This window comes from Xanthomonas euroxanthea (genome assembly GCF_903989455.1).
Taxonomy (GTDB): Bacteria; Pseudomonadota; Gammaproteobacteria; order Xanthomonadales; family Xanthomonadaceae; genus Xanthomonas; species Xanthomonas euroxanthea.
On the sequence record NZ_LR861803.1, the window covers coordinates 1,878,022 to 1,901,866 of the forward strand.

A 23,845-nucleotide genomic window follows, 5' to 3' on the forward strand; every position below is an offset into this window, starting at 1 on the left:
GATCGATCCAATCGACGCCAGATGCATGCGCACTTCTTCCATTGCAAGGTCGGCAGCGTGACGCGTGCCAAACCGACTCCCTCCGCTGCGGAGGACGGCGATGCCCGTCGCGGCGGACGCGGTGCGGTGACCTTGCGCGATATCGCCGGCGCCATCGGCGTGTCGCGTGCGACGGTGTCGTTGGTGCTGCGCGGCAGCCCGCTGGTGCACGCGGCCACGCGCGCGCGCGTGGAGGCCGAGCTGGATCGGCAGCACTACGTCTATAACCGTGCCGCCGCCAATCTGCGCCGCCGCACGTCATCCAGTATCGCGCTGGTCATCAACGATCTGTCCAACCCGTTCTTTGCCGAATTTGCCGCAGGCGTGGACGAGGCGCTGGGCGCAGCCGGTTATGTGACCCTGCTCGGCAGCACCGGCGAATCGACGCAGCGCCAGCAGGCGGTGCTGACCTCGCTGATGGAGCACACGCCTGCCGGCATCATCCTGTCGCCGGCCGAAGGCAGCCAGGCGCAGGCCTTGACCCAGGTGCTTGGGCGTCAACACAACGTGGTGTTGTTCAACCGCGAAGTGGAGGGCGCGGGCTGGGATCTGCTGGCGCTGGACAACGAGCAGGGCGCGTTGCTTGCCTGCACGCATCTGATTGCGCAAGGCCATCGGCGCATCGTGTTCTTCGGCGGGCATGCCGAATCCAGTTCCTGCAGGCAACGCCGTGCCGGTTATGCGCGCGCGATGGCCGATGCCGGCCTGCCCGCGCACTATGTCGAATCCGCACCGAACCGGCAGGAGGCTGCGCTATGCGCCGGTCGCATGCTGGATCGTGCCGAACACGATCGCGCAACCGCGGCGGTCTGCTACAACGACAGTGTCGCCTTGGGCCTGATGGCCGCGCTGGCGATGCACGGCATCGTGCCGGGGCGTGACTTCGCGGTGACCGGCTTCGACGATATCGCCGAAGCTGCATTGTTTACCCCCGCGCTGACCACCCTGGCCGCCGATCCGCGCGCGCGCGGCCGCCAGGCGGCGCAGCTGGTGCTGCAGCGTATCGGCAGTCCCGACCTTGCATCGCAACGCCTGACCGCCGCGGTCGAATTGAAGATCCGCGCCAGCAGCGTCAGCGCGTCGAGTTCCATCGTTTCGCTTCACTCCCCCAGCGATTCCCCCGCACATTCCCCCACCAAGGCCTCAGGCCGCTGACCAGGCAATTCCTATGGTTTCCCTTTCCACGCAATCCACAGTGCCAAGTGGCAACAAGGCGCCCGTCAACAACGGCGTTGCGTTGTCGGTCGTCACCACGATCTTCTTCATGTGGGGCTTTCTCACCTGCCTCAACGACATCCTGATTCCGCATCTGAAGGCGGTGTTCGAACTCAACTTCGCGCAGGCGATGCTGGTGCAGTTCACCTTCTTCGGCGCGTACTTCCTGATGTCGTTGCCGGCTGGCTGGCTGGTGGCCAGGCTTGGCTACAAGCAGGGTATCGTGGCCGGGCTGGCGGTTGCCGCGGTCGGTGCGTTGGGCTTCTGGCCTGCGGCGGAACTGCGCGTCTATGGCGCATTTCTCGGCGCGCTGTTCGTGCTGGCCACCGGCATCACCATCCTGCAGGTGGCCGCCAACCCGTATGTTGCGCTGCTGGGTCCGGAGCGCAGTGCCTCCAGCCGGTTGACGCTGGCGCAGGCGCTCAATTCGCTGGGGACTGCGATCGCACCGCTGTTCGGTGGCTGGCTGATCCTGTCCAACACCGTGATGAGCGGCGACCAGCTCAAGGTGCTGCCCGAGGCCGAGCAGCTGGCCTATCGCGTACAGGAGGCGCAGGCCGTGCAGGGGCCGTACATCGGTCTGGGCATCGTGCTGTTCCTGCTGGCGATCTTCGTGTTCCTGTTCCGTCTGCCGGCATTGACCGACGCGGGCGCGCAGAAGGACGAAAGCAGGCATTCGCTGCTGGACGCCCTGGCGCATCCGCATGTGCGCTTCGGTGTGCTGGCGATCTTCTTCTATGTCGGCGCGGAAGTGGCGATCGGCAGCCTGATGGTCAACTATTTCTCGTTGCCGCAGATCGGCGGGTTCACCGAGCGCGAGGCGACCCACTACGTGTCGGCCTACTGGACGCTGGCAATGATCGGCCGCTTCATCGGCTCGGCGCTGCTGGCCAAGTTGTCGCCGCGCGTGCTGTTGTCGGTGTTTGCCGGGATCAACGCGCTGCTGCTGGTGCTGACCATGGCCAGTGGCGGCATGCTGGCGGTGTATGCGCTGGTGGCGATCGGCCTGTTCAATTCGATCATGTTCCCGACCATCTTTACGCTGGGCATCGAGCGGCTTGGTCCGCTGACCGGTCGCGCGTCGAGCCTGTTGATCATGGCCATTGTCGGCGGCGCCATCGTGCCGTATCTGCAAGGTCTGCTGGCCGACAGCATCGGCTTGCACGAGTCGTTCGTGCTGCCGCTGGTGTGCTACCTGTACATCGTGTTCTATGGCATCTGGGGCTCGCGTCTGCGTGGCGCACTGGCGGAGGCGCACGCATGAGTGCGGTCAAGAACCGGGTGGTCTGTTTCGGCGAGGCCTTGATCGACATGCTGGCATTGCCATCCGCCGGCCCCGACGAGGCACGTACGTTTGCGCAATACGCCGGTGGTGCGCCGGCCAATGTCGCGGTTGCGGTGGCGCGGCTGGGTGGCGCGGCGCATTTTGTCGGCATGCTGGGACGCGACATGTTCGGCGACTTCTTGCTGCAGAGTCTGCAGCAGGCCGGCGTCGCCACCGATGGCATCGTGCGCACTGATCAAGCCAAGACCGCGCTGGCCTTCGTGGCCCTGGATGAAGCCGGCGAGCGCAGTTTCAGTTTCTATCGTCCGCCTGCGGCGGACCTGTTGTTCCGCCCCGAGCATTTCGCCGCGGACGCCTTCACGCAGGCCGCCGTGCTGCATGTGTGCTCCAACAGCATGACCGAACCTGCGATCGCGCAGTGCACGCTGGACGGCATGCGCCGCGCTCATGCCGATGGCGCCATCGTCAGCCTGGATCTCAACCTGCGCCCGATGTTGTGGCCGCAGGATGTGGACCCGGCCGCGTTGCTGTGGGAGGCGTTGGCACTGGCCGACGTGGTCAAGCTCTCGCGCGAGGAACTCGATTACCTGGCCGGCACGCTCGATGGCGATGCCAGCGCGGTCACCCGCAAGCTCTGGCAGGGCCAGGCCAGCTGGCTGCTGGTCACCGACGGCGGCGGGCCGGTGCATTGGCAGACACGCACCGATTCCGGCCAGGTGCCGGCCTTCGACGTGCAGGTGCGTGACAGCACGGCAGCGGGCGATGCATTCGTCGGCGGCCTGCTGTTTCAGCTGGCTGCGCGCGTGTCCACGCTGGAGCAGCTGTGTGGCGATGCGGTTGCGATGACCGCGGTGATCCGCTTTGCCGCGGCGGTCGGTGCGCTGGCGGTGACGCGCAAGGGCGCGTTTGCGGCGATGCCGAGCGTCGATGAAGTCCATTCCCTGATCCAGGAACAACCATGAGCCGTTTGCCTGCGACCCCCGCACCCGATTTCCGTTCGGCCGATGTGCTGCGTCAGCATATCGCCGACACCATGGCGTTCTACCACCCGCGCGCGATCGACCCGGCGGGTGGGTTTTTCCAGTATTTCCGCGACGATGGCGCGATCTACGATGCCGGGCACCGACATCTGGTCAGCAGTACGCGCTTTGTCTTCAACTATGCGATGGCGTATCGCGAATTCGGCGATGCGCAATACCTGCAGGCGGTGCATCACGGCCTGGATTACCTGCGCAACGTGCACCGCAATCCGGCCACCGGTGGCTATGCCTGGACCCTGCGCGATGGCGTGGTCGAAGACGACATGAATCACTGCTACGGCGTGGCGTTCGTGCTGCTGGCGTATTCGTGCGGCCTGAAGGCCGGCATCGAAGAGGCGCGGGCATGGATGGACGAAACCTGGCAGCTGCTGGAAACACATTTCTGGGAGCCGGAATTCGGCCTGTACCGTGATGAAGCCGATGCGCAATTCAACTTCACCAGCTACCGCGGCCAGAACGCCAACATGCACATGTGCGAGGCGATGATCGCCGCGTACGAAGCCAGTGGCGAGCAGCGTTATCTGGACCGCGCCTTGTCGCTGGCCGACACCATGACCCGGCGTCAGGCGGCCAAGGCCGACGGCCTGGTGTGGGAACACTACGATCCGCAGTGGAACATCGACTGGGACTACAACCGCGACAATCCCAAGCACCTGTTCCGCCCCTGGGGGTTCCAGCCCGGCCATCAGACCGAATGGGCCAAGCTGCTGATGCTGCTGGATCGCTACGCGCCGAGCGACTGGTTGCTGCCGACCGCGCAGCATCTGTTCGATGTGGCGGTGGAGCGCTCCTGGGATGCGCGGCGTGGCGGGCTGTATTACGGTTTCGACCCGGACGGCCAGGTCTGCGACGACGACAAGTACTTCTGGGTGCAGGCCGAATCGCTGGCGGCGGCGGCGTTGCTGGCCCAGCGCAGCGGCCAGGAGCGCTACTGGCAGTGGTACGACAAGCTGTGGGCGTATTCCTGGGAACACATGGTCGACCACCGCTATGGCGCGTGGTATCGCATCCTGGATGCGGACAACCGCAAGTACAGCGATGAAAAAAGCCCCGCCGGCAAGACCGATTACCACACCATGGGCGCGTGTTACGAGGTCTTGAACGTGTTGCGGCCGGCTACCTGATGTTGATGTGATCAAAGCGCCGCCGTCGAAGGTCGGCGGCCCCACCGTAGGAGCGCACCCGGGCGCGACAGGGCATTACTGGTAACGCCCTGTCGCGCCCGGGTGCGCTCCTACGGGGTTTGCGGCGGCCCTTATTCCGGGTCGTAATCCAGGTTCGATGCCAGCCAGCGCTCGGCCACTGCCAAGGTGATGCCCTTGCGCCTGGCGTAGTCGGCCACCTGTTCCTTGCCCAGGCGCCCGACCACGAAGTACTGGCTCCTGGGGTGGCTGAAGTAATAGCCGGAAACCGCTGCGGTAGGCAGCATCGCGAAACTTTCGGTCAGCGTGATCGAGGTGTGGCGCTCGGCATCGAGCAGGTCGAACAGGGTGCGCTTTTCGCTATGCTCGGGGCAGGCGGGATACCCCGGTGCCGGGCGAATGCCGCGATAGCGTTCGGCGATCAGCGCCTCGTTATCCAGCGTCTCGTCGTCCACATAGCCCCAGAACTCGGTACGCACGCGTTGATGCAGGCGCTCGGCCAACGCCTCGGCCAGGCGGTCGGCCAGGGCCTTGAGCAGGATCGCGTTGTAGTCGTCGTGCGCGGCTTCAAACCGTGCCACATGCGGGTCGATCCCGATGCCGGTGGTGACCGCAAACGCGCCGATCCAGTCCTGCTTGCCGCTGCTCTTGGGCGCGATGAAATCGGCCAGGCAGAAGTCGGGGCGGTCGATGGGTTTGTCGACCTGCTGGCGTAAGAAGTGCAGGGTATGGGGAATGGAGAATCGGGAATGGTCCGGCGCCGAAGGATCGCCTTGCGATTCCCGATTCCCGATTCCCGATTCCGCAGGATCGGTCAGCACAACGACATCGTCACCCACGGCATTGGCCGGCCATAGCCCGAACACGGCCTTGGCGGTCAGCCATTTTTCCGCGACGATGGTGCGCAGCATCTTGCGTGCGTCGCGGTACAACTCGCTGGCCTGGCTGCCGACCACCGCGTCGCTGAGGATCGCCGGAAACTTGCCCGCCAGTTCCCAGGCCTGGAAGAACGGGGTCCAGTCGATCAGCTCGATCAACTCCTGCAGCGGGTAATCGTCGAACACGTGCAGGCCGGGCTGGCGCGGGGCGGGCGGTGTGTAGCTGTCCCAGTCGCCATCGAAACGCTGTGCGCGTGCCTTTTCCAGCGGCACCAGGCGCTTGGCGTCGCCGCGATTGCGATGGCGCGCGCGGATCTCCGCGTAATCGGCATCGTTGGCGGCGACAAAGGCCTGGCGCAGGTCACGCGAGATCAGCGATTGCGCAACGCCCACCGCACGCGAAGCGTCCTTCACCCACACGGTGGGGGCGGTGTAATGCGGGTCGATCTTCAATGCGGTGTGCGCGCGCGAGGTGGTGGCGCCACCGATCAACAGCGGAATCTCGAAACCTTGTCGCTGCATCTCGCGCGCGACATGCGACATCTCTTCCAGCGACGGCGTGATCAGGCCGGACAGGCCGATCAGGTCGGCATTCTCCGCACGCGCCCGGTCCAGGATCACCTGCGCCGACACCATCACGCCCAGGTCCACCACATCGAAGTTGTTGCAGGCCAACACCACGCCGACGATGTTCTTGCCGATGTCATGTACATCGCCCTTGACGGTGGCCATGATGATCTTGCCGTTGGACTTGCCCACATCGCCGGTACGCAGTTTTTCCGCTTCGATGAACGGCAGCAGATACGCCACCGCCTTCTTCATCACGCGCGCGGACTTGACCACCTGCGGCAGGAACATCTTGCCGGCACCGAACAGGTCGCCGACCACGTTCATGCCGTCCATCAGCGGCCCTTCGATCACATCCAGCGGACGGGTGGATTGCTGGCGCGCTTGCTCGGTATCGGTTTCCACGAATGCGTCGATGCCATGCACCAGCGCATGCGCCAGCCGTGCGCGCACCGGCTTCTCGCGCCAGGCCAGGTCCTCGACTTTCGCCGCGCCCTTGCTGCCCTTGTAGCGTTCGGCGATGTCCAGCAGCCGCTCGGTGCCGTCCTTGCGCCGGTTGAGGATCACATCCTCCACGCGTTCGCGCAGTTCCGGGTCCAGTTCGTCGTAGATCGGCATGCCGCCGGCGTTGACGATGCCCATGTCCATGCCGGCCTTGATCGCATGGAACAGGAACACCGAGTGGATCGCCTGGCGCACCATCTCGTTGCCGCGGAACGAGAACGACACGTTGGAAACGCCGCCGGAAATATGGCAATGCGGCAATGTGCGCTTGATCTGGCGGGTGGCTTCGATGAAGTCCACCGCGTAGTTGTCGTGCTCCTCGATGCCGGTGGCCACGGCAAAGATGTTCGGGTCGAAGATGATGTCTTCCGGCGGGAAGCCCACCTGTTCGGTCAGCACCTTGTAGGCGCGCGTGCAGATCTCGACCTTGCGCGCGCAGGTGTCGGCCTGGCCCACTTCATCGAAGGCCATCACCACCGCGGCGGCGCCGTAGCGCAGCACCTTGCGTGCCTGTTCGATGAACTGCGCTTCGCCCTCCTTGAGCGAGATCGAATTGACCACGCTCTTGCCTTGCAGGCATTTCAGGCCGGCTTCGATCACGCTCCACTTGGACGAATCCACCATCACCGGAATGCGCGCGATGTCCGGTTCGGACATGATCAGGTTGAGAAAGCGCGTCATCGCCTTTTCCGAATCGATCAGGCCCTCGTCCATGTTGACGTCGAGGATCTGCGCGCCGTTGGCGACCTGCTGGCGCGCCACTTCCACCGCCTCTTCGTAGCGCTCCTCCTTGATCAGCTTGCGGAACTGCGCGCTGCCGGTGACGTTGGTGCGCTCGCCCACGTTGACGAACAACAGGTCCGGCGTGATGACCAGCGGTTCCAGGCCGGACAGGCGGGTGTAGCGGGGAGTGCTCATGCGAGGCTCTGCTGGACGTTGACGGCGGCGCGATTGGTCTTGGTGCGTGGGCGTTCCTCGCGGCCTGGCCATGGGGCGCGAGACACCGCGGCCCTCATCCGGCGCTGCGCGCCACCTTCTCCCGCAGGCGGGAGAAGGGTGCTGTGCTGCGCACGGAGCGTCTTCGTGGCAAGCCAAGCCATGCGCTGTCCTTCTCCCGGGGGCGGGAGAAGGGTGCTGTGCTGCGCACGGGGCGTCTTCGTGGCAAGCCACGCCATGCGCTGTCCTTCTCCCGCGAGCGGGAGAAGGGTGCTGTGCTGCGAACGGAGTGTCTTCGTAGCAAGCCAAGCCATGCGCTGCCCTTCTCCCGCTTGCGGGAGAAGAGTGCTGTGCTGCGCACGGGGCGTCTTCGTGGCAAGCCAGGCAATGCGCCGTCCTTCTCCCGCGGGCGGGAGAAGGGTGCTGTGCTGCGCACGGAGTGTCTTCGTGGCAAGCCAAGCCATGCGCCGTCCTCCTCCCGCGGGCGGGAGAAGGGTGCTGTGCTGCGCACGGGGCGTCTTCGTGGCAAGCCACGCCATGCACTGCCCTTCTCCCGCTTGCGGGAGAAGGTGCCCGAAGGGCGGATGAGGGTGTGCCTGCCGCATCACGCGGCCAGCTCCTGCGCGCCAGGCAACTGCCGCGGCGGCAGGTCGGCCATCGCCTCGGCGATGGCGCGGATGTGATCCGGCGAGGTGCCGCAGCAGCCGCCGACCAGGTTGAGCAGGCCGGCCTGCGCGAACTCGCGCAAGGTCTGCGCCATTTCTTCCGGGGTTTCGTCGTATTCGCCGAAGGCATTCGGCAGGCCGGCATTGGGATGCGCGCTGACATACGCGTCGGCGATCTGCGACAAGGTCTCCACATGCGGGCGCAGATCCTTGGCGCCGAGCGCGCAGTTCAGGCCCACCGACAGCGGCCGCCCGTGCGCGACCGAGGCGTAGAACGCTTCCGCCGTCTGGCCGGACAAGGTGCGTCCGGATGCATCGGTGATGGTGCCGGAGATCATTACCGGCAGCCGCCCGCCGCGCGCTTCGAACACTTCCTCGATCGCATACAGCGCGGCCTTGGCGTTGAGCGTGTCGAAGATGGTTTCCACCATCAGCGTGTCGGCACCGCCGTCGATCAGGCCGTCGATGGCCTCGCGATAGGTGTCGCGCAATGCGTCAAAGCTGGTGTTGCGATAGCCGGGGTCGTTGACGTCCGGGCTGATCGAGGCGGTGCGGCTGGTGGGGCCGAGCACGCCGATCACGAAGCGCGGCTTGTGTGGGGTCAGCGCCTCGACTTCATCGCAGCACGCACGCGCGACCTGCGCGCCGGCCTTGTTCAATTCGTAGACCAGATGTTCCAGGTGATAGTCGGCCTGGCTCACCGAGGTCGCATTGAAGGTATTGGTTTCCAGCAGGTCGGCCCCGGCGTCCAGATAGGCGCGGTGGATGCCGGCGATGATCTCCGGGCGCGACAGCAACAGCAGGTCGTTGTTGCCTTTCAGGTCGTGGCCTTGCGGCACGTGTGCGTGATCGCAGCCGGGGCCATGCACGTGTACCTGCGTGCTGTCGTACCCGTCGGCAAAGCGGGTGCCGCGATAGTCTGGCTCCTGCAGCCCGTGACGCTGGATCATGGTGCCCATTGCGCCATCGATGATGAGGATGCGTTCGGCAAGCGCGGCTGTGAGTTTGGCGGCGCGCTCGGGATGCAGCCACGGCAGCGCAAACGGAATTGGAGGTTGGGGATTGGATACATGCGTCATGATTCAGCTCTCCGCAAAGCAGCGCCTTTGCTTTCAACCAATCCCGATTCCCGACTCCCGATCCCCGGCTTCACCGCAATCAACGAAATCACCTCGAAATGCGGCGGGCGCTTCTCGCGCGTCACCGTTTCCAGGCTGGACACGTCCAGCCCGGCTTTCTCGGCGAACTTGCGCAGTTCCTTGGCCGCAAAGCCGAGATTGACGTGGCCATAGGCATGCACCGCGGCGCGGTGTTCGTGCTTGGCCAGGCTGCACAGCAGCAGCCGGCCGCCGGGGCGCAGCACGCGCGCGGATTCGGCCACCGCCTGCGCGGGCTTGGCTGCGTAGGTGAGCGCATGCATCAGCACCACCAGGTCGAAGCTGGCATCAGGAAACGGCAGCGCATGCATGTCGCCTTCGCGCACTTCCACATTGCGCAGCTTGCGCAGGCGCTCGCTGGCGGCGGCGACCACGCGCGCGCTGGTGTCGATGCAGATGTAACGGGTGGCATGCGGTGCCACCAGCTCGGCCAGCACGCCGTCGCCGGAGGCGATGTCGAGCACGTCGCCGGTTTCCAGCAAGGGCAGGGCGGTGCGCGCCAGCGCTTCCCAGGTGCGACCGGGGGAATAATGCCGCTCCATGTCGCCGGCCACCGAATCGGCCCAATTCTGGTCGGCGGCGCGGTTGGCCAGCACCGCGGCCACCCGCTCGGCGTCCTGGCGCAGCAGCGGATCGTCGCTGCCGGTGCTCAGCGCCAGCCACAGGGCGCGCTGCGCCGGGTCCAGCGACACCTCATCGAAACGGTAATAGGCCGACACGCCGGCGCGGCGGTCGCGCACCAGCCCGGCTTCCTTGAGCTTGGCCAGATGCGTGGACACGCGCGGCTGCGCCAGGCGGGTGATCGCCGACAGCTCGGCCACGGTGAGTTCTTCCTGCTCCAGCAATGTCAGCAGGCGGACGCGGGTGGCGTCGGCAAATACCTTCAGGCGCGCCGACCAGTCTTCCAGATCCATGAATATCTCTATATCGCGATATGGAGATATTTTCGACCGGGCAGGGTGTGGGGTCAACTACATACGCATGCGAATGGTTGGGGCTACAATGGGCGCTCAGCCTAGGCCTGGAGGGGTGCCACGTGGATTTCAGCTTTACCGAAGAACAATTGATGATCCAGGATGTGGCGCGCCGCATCGCCCAGGAAAAGATCGCCCCCAGCGCGGAGCAGTTCGATCGCAGCGGCGAGTTTCCGCTGGAGAACATCCGCCTGCTTGGCGAGAACGGCCTGATGGGCATCGAGGTGCCGGCCGAGTACGGTGGCGCCGGCATGGACCCGATCAGCTACGCACTGGCGATGATCGAGATCGCCGCTGCCGACGGCGCGCATTCCACCATCGTGTCGGTCAACAACTCGCTGTTCTGCACCGGTATCCTGAAGAACGGCAGCGAAGCGCAGAAACAGCTGTACGTGCGCGCGATTGCCGAAGGTGCGCAGATTGGCGCATTCGCGTTGACCGAGCCGCAGTCGGGTTCTGATGCGTCGGCCATGCGGTGCCGCGCGGTCAGGCAGGCCGATGGCAGCTTCGTGATCAACGGCAAGAAGAGCTGGATCACCTCCGGCCCGGTCGCCAAGTACATCGTGTTGTTTGCGGTGACCGAGCCGGACAAGGGCGCGCGCGGCATCACCGCCTTCATGGTCGATGCCGATCGCCCCGGTTTCCATCGCGGCAAGACCGAGCCCAAGCTCGGCATTCGCGCCTCGGCCACCTGCGAGATCGAGTTCGCCGATTACATCGCCCAGCCCGATGAAGTGCTGGGCGTGGAGGGCGAGGGCTTCAAGACCGCGATGAGCGTGCTCGATGCCGGGCGCATCGGCATCGCCTCGCAGGCGGTTGGCATCGCGCGTGCGGCGTACGAAGCCACGTTGGCGTATGTCAAGGAGCGCAAGGCGTTCGGCGCGGCCATCGGTACCTTCCAGATGACCCAGGCCAAGATCGCCGACATGAAGTGCAAGCTGGACGCAGCGTTGCTGCTGACGCTGCGCGCGGCCTGGTTGAAGGGGCAGGGCCAGAAGTTCGGCACCGAAGCGGCCGTGGCCAAGCTCACCGCCTCGGAAGCGGCGATGTGGATCACCCATCAGGCGGTACAGATCCATGGTGGCATGGGCTATTCCAAGGAAATGCCGCTGGAGCGTTACTTCCGCGACGCCAAGATCACCGAAATCTACGAGGGCACCTCGGAAATCCAGCGCCTGGTGATTGCGCGCGCCGAGACCGGCCTGCGCTGAGGTCGGCCACGCTCCAGCGCTGCCGCAGGGCGCGGCAACGCTGAAGCGTTCTCCGTGACGCCAAGATCACCGAGATCTACGAGGGCACCTCGGAAATCCAGCGCCTGGTGATCGCGCGCGCCGAGACCGGCCTGCGCTGAGTAACTAGTTCGGCAGCGCGCCGCCGGGTGCCGACTCCATTGGCCCGAGGTGCGCAGCGCTCGATCCGGTGCCTTGATGGAGGCGATTGCTTCCCACTGCCAGGTAGGAGCGCGCTTGCGCGCGATGAAGCGTTACCGATAACGCCGCATCGCGCGTAAGCGCGCTCCTACGCAAGCATGAGCGATCCGGCATCACAGATGCGCCGTATCAGTGGCCTGGCGCCGACATACCACAAGCACGTCGCAGCCCGACATGGCGGGTGGCTGCGTCCACGCTTGTGGTGCGCGGCGCGCGCGGATCACAATCGTGGCTTCTCCAGCCTCTGGTGCGCGCATGCTCCGGTCTTTGCACGCTGTGTTTCCTCGTCTTTCGCTGTCTGCCATCGCGCCGGTGCTGGTGTGTTGTGGCCTGTTGCTGGTCTGCGCCGCGGCAAGCGCACAGACGCCGCCACCTTCGATCGTGCCCACCGACCGCCTGCAGGAGGCGTGGTGGGCGCAGCGACATGCGCAGGTGCTGGAGCAGGTGCGCCAGCACCCTGACACCCCGCTGCTGTTGATCGGCGATTCGATCACCCAGAACTACGAAAAAGCCAAGGCGCCTGACGAAGATTTCCAGCCGACCTGGCAGACCTTCTACGGCAGCCGTGGCGCGCTCAACCTGGGCTTCAGCGGCGACGGCACCGAGAACGTGCTGTGGCGGCTGGCCAATGGCGAGGTCGACGGTCTGCAACCCAAGGTCGCGCTGGTGTTGATCGGTACCAACAACACCGGCCATCTCGGCCAGACCGCAGAGCAGGCCCAGCTCGGCATCGATGCGGTGGTCGCGGCGGTCGAACAGAAATTGCCGCGCACGCAGATCCTGTTGGTGGGCGTGCTGCCCAGCGACATCTCCAGCGAGAAGTCGCGCCGCGATGCGCAGATCAACCAGGGCCTGGCGGTGCGCTACGGCGACAATCCGCGCGTGACCTATCTGGATGTGGGGTCGATCTTCCGGCGCGATGGCAAGCTGCGCAGCGAGCTGTTCTACGACACCCGCTTCCGCCCGCCGGCCGGTGCCCTGCATCCGGACACGCAAGGTCAACGCATGCTGGCCGAGGCGATCGAACCGACCCTGGCGCGCCTGCTCGGCGAGCCGCCAGTCAAACCGGTTGCACAGCTGGGCCGCGACTTTGCGACCTCGCTGATTCCGGTCGACCGGCTGGAGCAGGATTCCTACGACTGGTATGCACGTCACCATGCGGCGCTGGCTGAAGCGCGCGCGCTTGCGCCCCAGGTGGTGGTGATCGGCGATTCGATCACGCATTTCTGGGCGGGCCCGCCGCTGGCCACGCGTGTCAGCGGGCCCGAGTCCTGGCGCTGGTTGTACGGCCGGCGCCCGGTGCTGAATCTGGGCTTCGGTTGGGACCGCACCCAGAACGTGCTGTGGCGGATCCGCCAGGGCGAGCTCGACGGCCTGGACCCGCGCTGGGTGGTGCTGCATATCGGTACCAACAACCTCACCGGCACCGCGCAAGCGCGCGCGGCCACGCCGGCCGAGACCGCACAGGGCGTGGAGGCGGTGGTGAGCGAGGTGCGTCGTCGTTTGCCCAGGAGCCAGCTGATCCTGATGGCGATCATGCCGCGCGGTCGCCATGCCGGGGATGCGCAGCGCGCACCCATTGCCGAGACCAACCGGCTGCTGGCCGCGCGTTACGGCAAGGATCCGTCGGTGCGTCTGCTCGATATCGGCCCTCGGATGCTGCAACCGGACGGAACCTTGCCCGAGGCGCTGATGCCCGACGGCACCCATCCCAGTGAGACCGGGTACGCGATCTGGGCGACGGCGCTGCGCGAGGCGGGTATTACGGCGGCGCCCTGACGGCCCCCGCTGCAGACGGTGGTGTCGACGAGGGCGCCACCGTCAGCAGCAGGCTGGCCTGTTGCGGCGTTGCCGAGCACGGCGCAGGCGGAATCAAGCTTCGGCCGCCGATCAACGGCAGGCTCCCGGCGGCCGGCAACGCGGCGCACCGCCCCCGATCACGACTTTCCTGACCCCAGAAACCAGAAGACCCCCGATTGCTCGGAGGTCTTTTTAAACTGGTGCCCAGAAGAGGACTCGAACCTCCACGAAGTTGCCCCCGCTAGCACCTGAAGCTAGTGCGTCTACCAATTCCGCCACCTGGGCAGGTGAGCCGCGAATTTTGCAGATTCCCGGCAGGCTTGTCAATGCCTGGCACGCAGCAATTGCGACCGACCGGGCAAGGCGTGCTGCCCATGTCGCGGCCGCAAGGGGTACCATGTAAGCAATGACAAAGAAAAACACCCCAGATTCCGATCGGCCCAGTCGCCGCAAGTCCACCAGCCCGGGCGATGCCACCACCGCCGAAAAACAGAAGTTGCCGGGCTGGATGCCGGACTTCCTGGTCCGCGCCGCCGCCGGCGCGTCGACCAAGTCCGCGAACAAACGCGCTGCCGACAAGGCCGCCAATGCCTCGCCCGAGCTGCCGGTAGCGCCCGCGCTGCCCACGCCGCCGGCACCACGCGCACCGCATCCGCGCAAGAGCGGCCCGCCGGCGCCGCCGCCGGAACGCTTCCAACAGGCGCCGACCGAAGCGCCCGCACCAGCGGCCGGGTTCAAGGACCCGCATGCCGATCGCGAAGCACTGCGCTACGCCGAGCCGATCGCCAGCCGCGAGGCCATCCTGCAGCTGCTCGATGCCTGCGACGGCCCGCAGACCGCCGAGGAAATCGCCGAACAACTCAACCTCAGCGACCGCATCGACGCGCTGGGCAAGCGCCTGGCAGCGATGGTGCGCGAAGCGCAGCTGGTGCAGAACCGCCGCGGCGGCTACGCGCCGGTGCAGCAGACCAGCCTGATTGCGGGTGTGGTGATCGCCAACCCGGAAGGCTTCGGCTTCCTCAAGCCGGACGAAGGTGGGGACGACCTGTTCCTGCCGCCGTACGAAATGCGCAAGGTCATGCACGGCGATCGTGCGCTGGCCAATGTCACCGGCATCGACCGCCGCGGCCGTCGCGAAGGTGCGATTGCCCGCGTGCTCGAGCGCCGCATGTCACGCATGCTCGGGCGCTTTTTCTACGAGCATGGCGTGGCCTATGTCGACCCGGACGACAAGCGCGTGCAACGCAACGTGCAGATCGCACCGGACGGCATCGGCGAGGCGCGCGAGGGGCAGTTGGTGGTGTGCGAACTGATCGCGCCGCCGGACGCCCGGCGCCCGGCGATCGGCAAGATCATCGCGGTGCTCGGCGACAAGCTGACGCCGTCGCTGGTGGTGGAAATGGCCATCCATGGCCATGAGCTGCCGCACGAATTCCCGCAGGAAGTGCTGGACGAAGCCGCGGCGGTGCCGTTGGTGGTCGAGCCGCAGATGGTCGGCGGGCGTGTGGATCTGCGGCAGATGCCGCTGGTCACCATCGATGGCGAGGACGCCAAGGATTTCGACGACGCGGTGTATTGCGAACCCAACGCCGACGGGTTCCGCCTGGTGGTGGCGATCGCCGACGTGTCCAACTATGTGCGTCCCGGCACGCCACTGGACGACGAGGCGCAAAAGCGCGCCACCTCGGTGTACTTCCCGGGTTTCGTGGTGCCGATGCTGCCGGAGACGCTGTCCAACGGCATCTGCTCGCTGATGCCCAAGGTCGACCGCATGTGCTTTGTCTGCGACATGCAGGTCGGTCGCGACGGCGAAGTCACCGGCTCGCGTTTCTACGAAGCGGTGATGAACTCGCATGCGCGCCTGACCTATAACCAGGTCTGGAAGGCGGTCGGCGAAGACGATGCCGATACCAAGGCCTTCATCGGCCCGTTGCTGCCGCAGGTGCAGCGCCTGCATCAGCTGTACAACGTGCTGTCGAAGGCGCGCACGCAGCGCGGCGCGATCGAGTTCGAAACTTCCGAAGTGCGCTTTGTGCTCGACAATACCGGCGAGGTCACCCAGGCCGGCATGCTGGTGCGCAACGACGCGCACAAGCTGATCGAAGAATGCATGATCGCCGCCAACGTCGAAGCCGCGCGTTACCTGCTGAGCATGCATGTGCCTGCACCGTACCGCGTGCACGAGCGGCCGCCGGAGAGCAAGTACGAAGACCTGCTGGAGTTCCTCAAGGAATTCCAGCTGAGCCTGCCGGCATGGAGCAAGGTGCGTCCCGGCGACTACACCAAGTTGCTGAAGAAGGTGCGTGCGCGCCCCGATGCGGCGCTGCTGGAGTCGGTGCTGCTGCGCAGCCAGAGCCTGGCGGTGTATTCGCCCGACAACAACGGTCATTTCGGTCTGGCGCTGGAGGCGTATGCGCACTTCACCTCGCCGATCCGCCGGTATCCGGACCTGCTGGTGCACCGCGCGATCAAGCACGCGTTGACCGGCGCCAGCCCGGAAAAGTACATCTACACCCCGCGTCAGATGGCAGCGTTGTCGCTGCAGTGTTCCGAGCGTGGCCGGCGTGCCGACGAAGCCGAACGCGAAGTCGACGAGCGTTATCGCGCCGCGTGGATGGAAAAGCATGTCGGCGGCCAGTTCGACGGCGTGATCAGTGGCGTGACCGGATTCGGCCTGTTCGTGGAATTGAACGAATCCAAGGTCAATGGCCTGGTGCATGTCACCCAGTTGCCGCAGGACTATTACCAGTTCGATCCGATCCGCAAGACGCTCAGTGGCGAGCGCCGCGGCCGCGCATTCCGCCTGGGCGACCCGGTGCGGGTGTTGGTGCTCAAGGCCAGCATGGAAGAACGCAAGATCGACTTCCGCCTGGCCGAGGACCGTGGCGATTCGCCCGAATCGCCGCTGCCGCCACGCGATCAGCCGGCCAAGCGCAGGAAGAAGCAGCACTAACACGGTGGCATCGTCGCGAGCCGTCGCCTGGCGGCCGCTCGCGATGCGTAGGGATCGCTGGCCACGCGTGCAGGGTGTTGCGTGCAAAAGCGCGCAATGTGCACGAGTCACCCGTCTTCAATGGCGCAGAGGCAACGATGGACACAGCAATCGGGTACAGCGGTGGTTGCCAATGCGGTGCGGTGCGTTTCCACGTGCGCGGCCGGTTGTCGGACGCCTCGATCTGCCACTGCCGCATGTGCCAGAAGGCCTTCGGTGCGTATTACGCGCCGCTGGTGTCGGTGCGCGGCGCCGAGTTCGCCTGGACACGCGGCGAGCCCAGGCGCTTTGCGTCTTCCTCGCTGGTGCAGCGTGGATTCTGTGCCGACTGCGGAACGCCGCTGACCTACGAGGCGCCTGACGGCCTGGCCATTGCCGCCGGCAGCTTCGACACGCCCGCGTTGCTGCCGCCGGTGATCCAGTACGGGATCGAGGGCAAACTGCCGTTTGTCGACACATTGGGCGCGTTGCCGGCACATCGCACCGAGGACGACCCGCAGGCGCCGGCGTTTCTGGCTGCACTGGTGTCGCGCCAGCATCCGGATCACGATACCGACCGCTGGCCTGCGTGACCCTGGCAGCCGCATCGGCGTTTGTCGAGCTGGCGCGTTGAACTGCGCGTCGCGGCGACGGCCACTTCCGTTGCGCTGCGACTGGCATGTGGTGCTCGTAGCGAGAGTCCGCCCGTGACGTGGCAGGCCGCAGGCCCTACCATTCTCCCTTTATCGCTTCGTATTCCCGCGCAATGAGCAAGCAGAATCAGTGGATCGTCGGCGTCAACGCCGTCGCCTCGTCCGTCGAGAACGACGCCGACAACGTGCGCGAGGTATTGATCGAGGCCGGCAGCAAGAATCCGCGCCTGATCGAGATCGAGGAGCAGGCCCGCCGCAAGGGTATCGACGTGCGCCGGGTCAACACCCAGGCACTCGATGGCGTCGGTGGCCAGGTGCGCCACCAGGGCGTGGTCGCGCGTTATGCGGCAGCGCGCCTGTGGGCCGAGAACGAGCTCGAGGCGCTGGTGACCGCGGCCGAGGGACGCGCGCTGCTGCTGATCCTCGACGGCGTGCAGGACCCGCACAATCTCGGTGCATGCCTGCGCAGCGCTGCCGCCGCCGGCGTCACGGCAGTGGTCATTCCCAAGGACAAGTCGGCCACGGTCAACGCAACCGTGCGCAAGACCTCGGCCGGTGCGGCCGACCGTATTCCGGTGGTGGCGGTGACCAATCTGGCGCGTTGCCTGCGCGACCTGCAAAAGCAGGGCGTGTGGCTGTACGGCCTGGCCGGCGAAGCCGAGGCCTCGCTGTACAGCGTGGACCTGCGCGGCAATGTCGGGCTGGTGCTTGGTGGCGAGGCCGATGGCCTGCGGCGCCTCACCCGCGAGCACTGCGACGGCCTGGTCAAGATTCCGATGCCGGGCGATATCGAAAGCCTCAACGTGTCGGTGGCCGCCGGCGTGACCCTGTTCGAAGCGGTACGCCAGCGCCTGGGCGCCTGAAGCGGCGACCGAAACGACTGCGCTCACCGCTAGGTGGGCGCGGAAGCGGCCGATGCCCTGACTCGGCATGCGCCAACGTGCACTGCGCTTGCTGCGCGTCGTCCGCATCCAGCTGGCGACTGTTCGCCCTGTGTTGCAAACCACTTTGAATTGCACGTGCGTGCCAATGGCGAACCGCGCAGGTCGATCGGCATGGCGAGATCGCGCGTGCGGCGCGGCGCGATCCGCGCACTCACGCAGCAGCCGATCTGCGCAAACCATGGCGCCGGTGCACTTGCCGCTGCAGTGCCGGGCGCGCAGGTAGCGCGCTGCAGATGACTTTCGTCCAGGCATGTGGAGATCCACCGGCGCGCGTGCCCGTTTTTGCCTACCATATCGCTAGCGAACGGCGTGTTATGTCTGATGAGAGATGGGGCGGGGGCCTGGTCGACGGGCGAGAACGGATGCGATGCCAAGGCGTCGGCACGGGGAGGCAAGCGGCCGCAGCGCTGGCTCGGTGCCGTTGTCTGCATGCTGCTGGCGCTGTGCTCGCTCGCGGCACTGGCTGCACCGGCCGGCACGGCGCCACTGCGCGATTACGCGATCGACAGCTGGAGCTCGCGTAACGGCCTGCCGCACAACTCGCTGCGCGATATCGCCCAGACCCGCGACGGCTACCTGTGGTTCGCCACCTGGGAAGGGCTGGTGCGTTACAACGGCCTGGAATTCAGCATCATCGACCGCAGCACGCGTCCTGGCTTGCCCGACAACGGCGTCGGTGCCTTGTACGTCGACCGCGATGGTGCGCTGTGGCTCAGCGATGCGCGCGGCAATCTGGTGCGTCATGGCAGCGATGGGCAGTGGCGGCACTGGCAGCGGCAAGGGCAGTGGCCGCAGGCGCTGATCCATGCGATGACCATGGATGCGCGCGGTCGCATGTGGCTGCTGTTCGAGGGACACGGGCTGGGCTGCCTGTGGCCGGATGGGCGCTTTGAGTACTTTCCGCCGCGTGATGGCGTGCCGCTGCAGAGCAGCTTTCCGCGCATGGCGTTCGATGACCGCGGCCGGCTGCTGATCGGCACGCTGGACGGCCTGATCTACCGCGAACCGGACGGACGCATGCATCGTGCCCCGGCCGCATTCGGCCTGCCGCCAGGGCTGGCATGGCCGTACCGCGCAGCGGACGGCACGCTGTGGGTCGTCGCCGGCGAGCAGCTGTACCGGCTGAAGGGCGAGTCCGCCGAATTGGTGCATCGTGTGCCCGGGCAAGGCCACTTCACGGCGATGTTGCAGGATCGCCACGGCGACCTGTGGCTGGGCAGCGAAAATCAGGGGCTGCTGCGCATCGGCAGTCATGGGGTGGAGCACTTGCCGGCCGGTCGCAGCCTGCCGACCGGGCGCATCGTCAGCCTGCGCGAGGATGCCGAAGGCAGCATCTGGGTCGGTGCAAACGGCGGGCTGTTTCGCCTGCGCGAAACCCTGTTCAGCAGCTACAGCCAGCGCGATGGCCTGAGCGGCGACTACGCCCGTGCCGTGCTGGAAGACCACGACGGCAGTCTGTGGATCGCCGGCACCGCCGGCCTGGATCGCATGCTGCCGGACGGACGCATCGTGCCGGTGGCGGTGGCCACACCATCCGGGCGCAAGCTCTCGGTGCTCAGCCTGGCGCTGGATCGGCGCGGCGATCTGTGGGTGGGCACCTATGCCGATGGCGTCTTCGTGTTGCGCAACGGACGCCTGCTGCGGCATTACGGCGATGCCGAGGGCATTCCCAGCGGGCATATCCGCGCCATCGTGACCGAAGACCCCGGCGTGGTGTGGCTGGCCACGCAGCGCGGGGTGGTGAAGCTGGTCGACGGCAGGCGCCAGTCCCTGGCCGTCGAAGGCCTGCCGGACGGGGTCGTGACCGCACTGGCCAGCATCGATGGCGCGCTGTGGATTGGCTCGGTCGACGGCGCGGCGGTGCTGCGCAACGGAAAGCTGCAGCAGCTGGATCTGGAAGCCCAGGGCGGCGCGCGGAGTGTGTTCGGTTTTCAGCGCATCGGTGACGCTGTCTGGATCTCCACCGATCGCGGCCTGTACCGCATGCGCAACGGCAGGCTCGCACGCGTGGGCCTGGAGCAGGGCATGCCGGTCGATACGGTGTTCCAGCTGGTCGACGACCGATTCGGCAACGCCTGGATCAGCAGCAATCGCGGCGTACTGCGCACGCCACTGATGCTGCTCGACGCGGTTGCCGATGGGCGCGGCCGGCTGGTCATCGAACGCTATGGCGAGATCGACGGCATGGGCAACGCGCAGGCCAACGGCAGCTCCGGGCCGAGCATGATCAAGCGTGCCGATGGCTCGATCTGGGTGGTCACCGCCGGCGGCGTGAGCACGGTCGACCCGGCGCGCCTGCAGCGCTTTCGCGAGCGGCCCGCACCGCCTGCAGTGATCGAGAGCGTGCAACAGGACGCACGTCCGCTGACATGGCGGCAGCAGGCACGGCTACCGGGCGGGCATCGGCTGAACGTGTCCTACGTCGGCATGAGCTTCCTGCTGCCGGAGCGCATCGAGTACCGCACGCGCCTGGAAGGCCTGGACAACGACTGGATCGAGCGTGGCCGGCAACGCAGCGTGGAGTTCATCGGCCTGCCGCCGGGACGCTACCGTCTGCATGTGGCGGCCCGTCACCCCGGCGGTGCGTGGAGCACGCACGAGGCGATGTGGGCATTCGAGGTGCTGCCGCTGTGGTGGCAGCGCCAGGACGTGCGCTTTGCCGCGGTACTGGGCGCGATGTTTGCACTCGCGTTGGTGTATCGCTTCCTGCTGCGCCGCTACAAGACCCATAACGCGCGCCTGGCCGAGCTGGTGCGCATACGCACCGAAGATCTGCAATTGCAGGCACAGCGCCTGCTGCAGGCCAACCAGGAAAAGAGCGAGCTGCTGACGCGGCTGCGCATCAAGTCCGACGTGTTCGAGCGCCAGGCGCACGAGGACGCCCTGACCGGGCTGCCCAACCGCCGGCATTTCGACGAGGCACTGGCGCGCGACATCAGCCGCGCACGCCGCAGCACGCGCCCGTTGGTGCTGGCGATTCTGGACATCGACCACTTCAAGCGCATCAACGACCACTACTCGCACGCCAGCGGCGATGCGGTACTGCACGACGTCGGCGTGCTGCTGACGGCCGCCGCGCGCGCATCGGACCTGCCGGCACGCCTGGGCGGCGAAGAGTTCGCGCTGCTGCTGGCCGATACGACGCTGGACGATGCGCAGGCGCTATGCCAGCGCATCCGCGAGCTGTTCCATGCGCGCCACGACTGGGGCGGCGTGGACGGCCTGCAGGTGACCTTCAGTGCCGGCGTGGCCGAGTTGCGCGATGACGACACCGGCTCATCGCTGATGCAGCGCGCCGATCAGGCGCTGTACCAGGCCAAGAGCGCGGGGCGCGACCGGATCTGTGTGGGTTAGGTGCTGGGATTGGGGAGTCGGGAATCGGGAATCGGGAATCGCAGAGCAAGGTGCCTGGCGCTTTCCTTCTCCTGCGGGAGAAGGTGCCCGAAGGGCGGATGAGGGCACGGCCACACGGCGGCGCCACTAACTGCTGATTTCTCAAGCAGGAAGCCTCGCTGCTCTTGCGATTCCCCAATCCCGATTCCCGATTCCCGGCTCGATCAGCCCGCGCTAGGCCCCGGCCACGCATTGGCAATCGTGCAGAACAGCCGCGCGGTCTGTTCGGTGTCGTAGACCGCGCTATGCGCGTCGGCGGCGTTCCAGTCCAGGCCCGCGGCTTGTGCCGCGCGCGCCAGCACGGTCTGCCCGTAGGCCACGCCGGCCAGGGTCACGGTGTCGAACACGCTGAACGGATGGAATGGATTGCGTTTGTGGCCGACGCGCGCAACCGCGGCGTTGAGGAAGTTCAGATCGAAATGCGCGTTGTGCCCGACCAGGATCGCGCGCTGGCAGCCGTACTTCTTCACTGCCGCGCGCACCGGTGCGAACACGTGGTCCAGCGCGTCCTTTTCCTGCTTGGCGAAACGGAACGGATGGTCGAGCACGATGCCGGTGATCTCCAGCGACTTCGGGTCGATCTCCAGCCCTGGCGCCGGCACCAGATGCGCGCTGGCGGTCTCGCCGGGGAAGAACCGCCCGTCGGCATCCATCTCGATCGGCACGCAGGCGATTTCCAGCAGGGCGTGCCTGTTCCAGTCGAATCCTCCCGTTTCCACATCCACCACCACGGGCAGGTAGCCGCGAAAGCGCCGCGACATGGGCAGGAAGGAGGGGGCAGGTGGCAGGTCGACCGGTGCGTTCATCGGCATAGCCTAGCAGGTCGCACGACCGGCCCGATCGTGGCAGCCGGCAGCTTGCCCGCACGTCTGCACTGGCGATCGGGCAAACAAAAGCCCGACCCGTGTTGCCACGGATCGGGCCCGATAACCTCGCATCGCAAGCGCTGGCCTCAGCGGGCGGCAACCACACTTGCGATCAGGCCGGTGGCCACCGCAATCAGCACGTAGTTGTTGTCCACGCGGCGCCACTCGTGGCCGCGCTGCGGCGCATGCAAATGATGCTTGCGGTAGTCGGCCACGCGTGTGCCGCGATGGTCCGGTGCCAGACGTTCGCCGCGCCGATAGGGCGGGCCACGACGATCGTTGCGGTGGTCGTCGTTGTGCGCGCCAGGGCGGTGGTCACGCCTGTCATCGTGCCTGTCGTCGCGATGCTCATCGCCACGGTCCGGACCACGCGCGTCGTGGTGCTGCGCGCGCTGATCGCGGTCGTCATGCTGTTGCGGCGCAGCGAACGCTGCCCCGGACGTCAGCAGCGACACAACCATGAGGGATCCGATGATGCGTTTCATCTGCGTACTCCTGCGTCACAGGAACAGCCTGTGTGATTGCACCCTAGGCGCAATTTGCTGAATACGTAATGATCAGGGCCTTTGCGCGTGTTCGCAGCGTGCCTGCAGGTGTCGCAGGCCGGGCGGATCAGATGACGCCGGTGGTGCTGGTGTCGTCGCGCTTCAGGCGCGGCGGCAGCGGCTGCTCGCCATGGACCAGGAACCACACGTTCTCGGCGATATTGGTGGCGTGGTCGCCGATGCGCTCCAGGTTCTTGGCCATGAACAGCAGGTGCGTGCACGGGGTGATGTTGCGCGGGTCTTCCATCATGTAGGTCAGCAACTCGCGAAACAGCGCGGTGTATTGCGCATCCAGGCGTGCATCTTCATCGCGTACGCGGATGGCCGCATCGGCATCCTTGTTGCGGTATGCCTGCACCGCCTCGCGCACGGCGTCGGCCGCCATCTGGCCAAGTGCACGCAGGCCCACCGTCTGCGGCAGCGGCGGTGCCGAATTGAGCGCGATCGAGCGCTTGGCGACATTGGCCGCGTAATCGCCGATGCGTTCGATATCGGCCGGAATGCGCAGGCCGGCCAGGATCTCGCGCAGGTCGCGCGCCATCGGGCCACGCAACGCCAGCCGCATCACGTCGTGGCTGATCGCATGCTCCAGCGCATCGATCGCCTCGTCGTTGACCACGATGCGATGTGCGGCGTTGTCGTCGCGACGTTCCACCACATCCAGTGCGGCTTCCAGCTGCGCCACCGCCGTGTCGCCCATGCGCACGATCTCGGCGACAAGACGGTGCTGCTCCTCGTCGTAGCTTTTGACGATATGGTCGTTGAGGTGCTGGTTCATCGTGGTCTCGATTCGTGGCGGTGGTGGGTGTCCGCCTTCACCTTGGCGACATCGCAGGTGAGG

General features: G+C 66.3%; 18 protein-coding genes, 1 tRNA gene and 1 other RNA gene. 12 read left to right on the plus strand and 8 right to left on the minus strand.

Annotation, left to right across the window (positions count from 1 at the left end; genetic code table 11):
* Positions 1-21 precede the first annotated feature (21 nt).
* Positions 22-1,194, plus strand: coding sequence for a LacI family DNA-binding transcriptional regulator (locus H7A86_RS08060; protein WP_180708138.1), 1,173 nt, complete (start codon positions 22-24; stop codon positions 1,192-1,194).
* On the opposite strand, the gene H7A86_RS21135 is transcribed toward H7A86_RS08060, so the two are convergent.
* Positions 1,183-1,305, minus strand: coding sequence for a hypothetical protein (locus H7A86_RS21135; RefSeq protein WP_255438075.1), 123 nt, complete (start codon positions 1,303-1,305; stop codon positions 1,183-1,185). The two genes, H7A86_RS08060 and H7A86_RS21135, sit on opposite strands and share 12 nt — an antisense overlap.
* On the opposite strand from H7A86_RS21135, the gene fucP reads away from it, so the two are divergent.
* The 3 genes from fucP to H7A86_RS08075 are packed head-to-tail and all read left to right on the plus strand — an operon-like array spanning position 1,295 to position 4,703.
* Positions 1,295-2,518 carry an L-fucose:H+ symporter permease gene (fucP, locus tag H7A86_RS08065; RefSeq protein ID WP_425509681.1) on the plus strand — a complete coding sequence of 408 codons (1,224 nt, stop codon included), beginning with the start codon at positions 1,295-1,297 and terminating at the stop codon, positions 2,516-2,518. The genes H7A86_RS21135 and fucP overlap by 11 nt on opposite strands.
* Complete coding sequence (locus H7A86_RS08070; protein ID WP_180708078.1) at positions 2,515-3,501, plus strand: carbohydrate kinase family protein; 987 nt, start codon at positions 2,515-2,517, stop codon at positions 3,499-3,501. The genes fucP and H7A86_RS08070 overlap by 4 nt, the downstream gene beginning before the upstream one ends.
* Positions 3,498-4,703 (plus strand): AGE family epimerase/isomerase, encoded by a 1,206-nt coding sequence (locus H7A86_RS08075; protein ID WP_119132265.1) that lies wholly within the window; start codon positions 3,498-3,500, stop codon positions 4,701-4,703. The genes H7A86_RS08070 and H7A86_RS08075 overlap by 4 nt, the downstream gene beginning before the upstream one ends.
* A 131-nt stretch (positions 4,704-4,834) precedes the next feature.
* On the opposite strand, the gene metH is transcribed toward H7A86_RS08075, so the two are convergent.
* The 3 genes from metH to H7A86_RS08090 form a co-directional block, all read right to left on the minus strand.
* Complete coding sequence (gene metH, locus H7A86_RS08080; protein WP_180708079.1) at positions 4,835-7,588, minus strand: methionine synthase; 2,754 nt, start codon at positions 7,586-7,588, stop codon at positions 4,835-4,837.
* Positions 7,589-8,210: 622 nt separating this feature from the next.
* The gene (locus H7A86_RS08085) at positions 8,211-9,350 is read right to left on the minus strand and encodes a homocysteine S-methyltransferase family protein (RefSeq protein ID WP_119132262.1); all 1,140 of its coding nucleotides are present in this window, start codon (positions 9,348-9,350) and stop codon (positions 8,211-8,213) included.
* Complete coding sequence (locus tag H7A86_RS08090) at positions 9,347-10,342, minus strand: ArsR/SmtB family transcription factor (RefSeq protein ID WP_164740041.1); 996 nt, start codon at positions 10,340-10,342, stop codon at positions 9,347-9,349. The genes H7A86_RS08085 and H7A86_RS08090 overlap by 4 nt, the downstream gene beginning before the upstream one ends.
* A gap of 122 nt (positions 10,343-10,464) precedes the next feature.
* Here H7A86_RS08090 and H7A86_RS08095 point away from each other — a divergent pair, with 122 nt between their 5' ends.
* From H7A86_RS08095 to H7A86_RS08105, 3 genes are all read left to right on the plus strand, one after another.
* Positions 10,465-11,613, plus strand: a complete 1,149-nt coding sequence (locus H7A86_RS08095; RefSeq protein WP_119132261.1) for an acyl-CoA dehydrogenase family protein — start codon at positions 10,465-10,467, stop codon at positions 11,611-11,613.
* A gap of 74 nt (positions 11,614-11,687) precedes the next feature.
* On the plus strand, positions 11,688-11,753 hold the full coding sequence (locus tag H7A86_RS21230; RefSeq protein WP_411863078.1) for a hypothetical protein: 66 nt from the start codon (positions 11,688-11,690) through the stop codon (positions 11,751-11,753).
* Positions 11,754-12,087: 334 nt separating this feature from the next.
* Positions 12,088-13,611 (plus strand): platelet-activating factor acetylhydrolase IB subunit, encoded by a 1,524-nt coding sequence (locus H7A86_RS08105; RefSeq protein WP_180708080.1) that lies wholly within the window; start codon positions 12,088-12,090, stop codon positions 13,609-13,611.
* Between the two features lie 219 nt (positions 13,612-13,830).
* On the opposite strand, the gene H7A86_RS08110 is transcribed toward H7A86_RS08105, so the two are convergent.
* Positions 13,831-13,917 (minus strand) — tRNA-Leu (locus H7A86_RS08110).
* Between the two features lie 121 nt (positions 13,918-14,038).
* Between H7A86_RS08110 and rnr the strand changes: the two genes are divergently transcribed.
* From rnr to H7A86_RS08135, 5 genes are all read left to right on the plus strand, one after another.
* On the plus strand, positions 14,039-16,585 hold the full coding sequence (gene rnr, locus H7A86_RS08115) for a ribonuclease R (protein ID WP_119132258.1): 2,547 nt from the start codon (positions 14,039-14,041) through the stop codon (positions 16,583-16,585).
* Positions 16,586-16,722: 137 nt separating this feature from the next.
* Positions 16,723-17,196 (plus strand): GFA family protein, encoded by a 474-nt coding sequence (locus tag H7A86_RS08120; RefSeq protein ID WP_119132257.1) that lies wholly within the window; start codon positions 16,723-16,725, stop codon positions 17,194-17,196.
* A gap of 173 nt (positions 17,197-17,369) precedes the next feature.
* Positions 17,370-18,119, plus strand: a complete 750-nt coding sequence (gene rlmB / locus H7A86_RS08125; protein ID WP_104532424.1) for a 23S rRNA (guanosine(2251)-2'-O)-methyltransferase RlmB — start codon at positions 17,370-17,372, stop codon at positions 18,117-18,119.
* 67 nt (positions 18,120-18,186) lie between these two features.
* Positions 18,187-18,261, plus strand: a non-coding RNA gene (locus H7A86_RS08130) — sX9 sRNA.
* Positions 18,262-18,521: 260 nt separating this feature from the next.
* Positions 18,522-21,554: a ligand-binding sensor domain-containing diguanylate cyclase gene (locus H7A86_RS08135; RefSeq protein WP_119132256.1), complete on the plus strand. Its 3,033-nt coding sequence runs from the start codon at positions 18,522-18,524 to the stop codon at positions 21,552-21,554.
* A 203-nt stretch (positions 21,555-21,757) separates the two neighbouring features.
* Here the strand turns inward: H7A86_RS08135 and rnt are convergent, their stop codons facing one another.
* The 3 genes from rnt to phoU form a co-directional block, all read right to left on the minus strand.
* Positions 21,758-22,405, minus strand: coding sequence for a ribonuclease T (gene rnt, locus H7A86_RS08140; RefSeq protein ID WP_104582773.1), 648 nt, complete (start codon positions 22,403-22,405; stop codon positions 21,758-21,760).
* A 140-nt stretch (positions 22,406-22,545) separates the two neighbouring features.
* Positions 22,546-22,944 (minus strand): RcnB family protein, encoded by a 399-nt coding sequence (locus H7A86_RS08145; RefSeq protein ID WP_119132255.1) that lies wholly within the window; start codon positions 22,942-22,944, stop codon positions 22,546-22,548.
* A 127-nt stretch (positions 22,945-23,071) separates the two neighbouring features.
* On the minus strand, positions 23,072-23,782 hold the full coding sequence (gene phoU / locus H7A86_RS08150) for a phosphate signaling complex protein PhoU (RefSeq protein WP_005994733.1): 711 nt from the start codon (positions 23,780-23,782) through the stop codon (positions 23,072-23,074).
* Positions 23,783-23,845 lie beyond the last annotated feature (63 nt).

What these genes read in the sequence shown, in the direction of transcription:
- H7A86_RS08060 (WP_180708138.1), top strand. Translation starts at nt 22, where the DNA reads ATGCATGCGCACTTCTTCCATTGCAAGGTCGGCAGCGTGACGCGTGCC.
- H7A86_RS21135 (WP_255438075.1), bottom strand. Translation starts at nt 1,305, where the DNA reads ATGAAGAAGATCGTGGTGACGACCGACAACGCAACGCCGTTGTTGACG.
- H7A86_RS08070 (WP_180708078.1), top strand. Translation starts at nt 2,515, where the DNA reads ATGAGTGCGGTCAAGAACCGGGTGGTCTGTTTCGGCGAGGCCTTGATC.
- H7A86_RS08075 (WP_119132265.1), top strand. Translation starts at nt 3,498, where the DNA reads ATGAGCCGTTTGCCTGCGACCCCCGCACCCGATTTCCGTTCGGCCGAT.
- metH (WP_180708079.1), bottom strand. Translation starts at nt 7,588, where the DNA reads ATGAGCACTCCCCGCTACACCCGCCTGTCCGGCCTGGAACCGCTGGTC.
- H7A86_RS08085 (WP_119132262.1), bottom strand. Translation starts at nt 9,350, where the DNA reads ATGACGCATGTATCCAATCCCCAACCTCCAATTCCGTTTGCGCTGCCG.
- H7A86_RS08090 (WP_164740041.1), bottom strand. Translation starts at nt 10,342, where the DNA reads ATGGATCTGGAAGACTGGTCGGCGCGCCTGAAGGTATTTGCCGACGCC.
- H7A86_RS08105 (WP_180708080.1), top strand. Translation starts at nt 12,088, where the DNA reads ATGCTCCGGTCTTTGCACGCTGTGTTTCCTCGTCTTTCGCTGTCTGCC.
- rnr (WP_119132258.1), top strand. Translation starts at nt 14,039, where the DNA reads ATGACAAAGAAAAACACCCCAGATTCCGATCGGCCCAGTCGCCGCAAG.
- H7A86_RS08120 (WP_119132257.1), top strand. Translation starts at nt 16,723, where the DNA reads ATGGACACAGCAATCGGGTACAGCGGTGGTTGCCAATGCGGTGCGGTG.
- rlmB (WP_104532424.1), top strand. Translation starts at nt 17,370, where the DNA reads ATGAGCAAGCAGAATCAGTGGATCGTCGGCGTCAACGCCGTCGCCTCG.
- H7A86_RS08135 (WP_119132256.1), top strand. Translation starts at nt 18,522, where the DNA reads ATGAGAGATGGGGCGGGGGCCTGGTCGACGGGCGAGAACGGATGCGAT.
- rnt (WP_104582773.1), bottom strand. Translation starts at nt 22,405, where the DNA reads ATGCCGATGAACGCACCGGTCGACCTGCCACCTGCCCCCTCCTTCCTG.
- H7A86_RS08145 (WP_119132255.1), bottom strand. Translation starts at nt 22,944, where the DNA reads ATGAAACGCATCATCGGATCCCTCATGGTTGTGTCGCTGCTGACGTCC.
- phoU (WP_005994733.1), bottom strand. Translation starts at nt 23,782, where the DNA reads ATGAACCAGCACCTCAACGACCATATCGTCAAAAGCTACGACGAGGAG.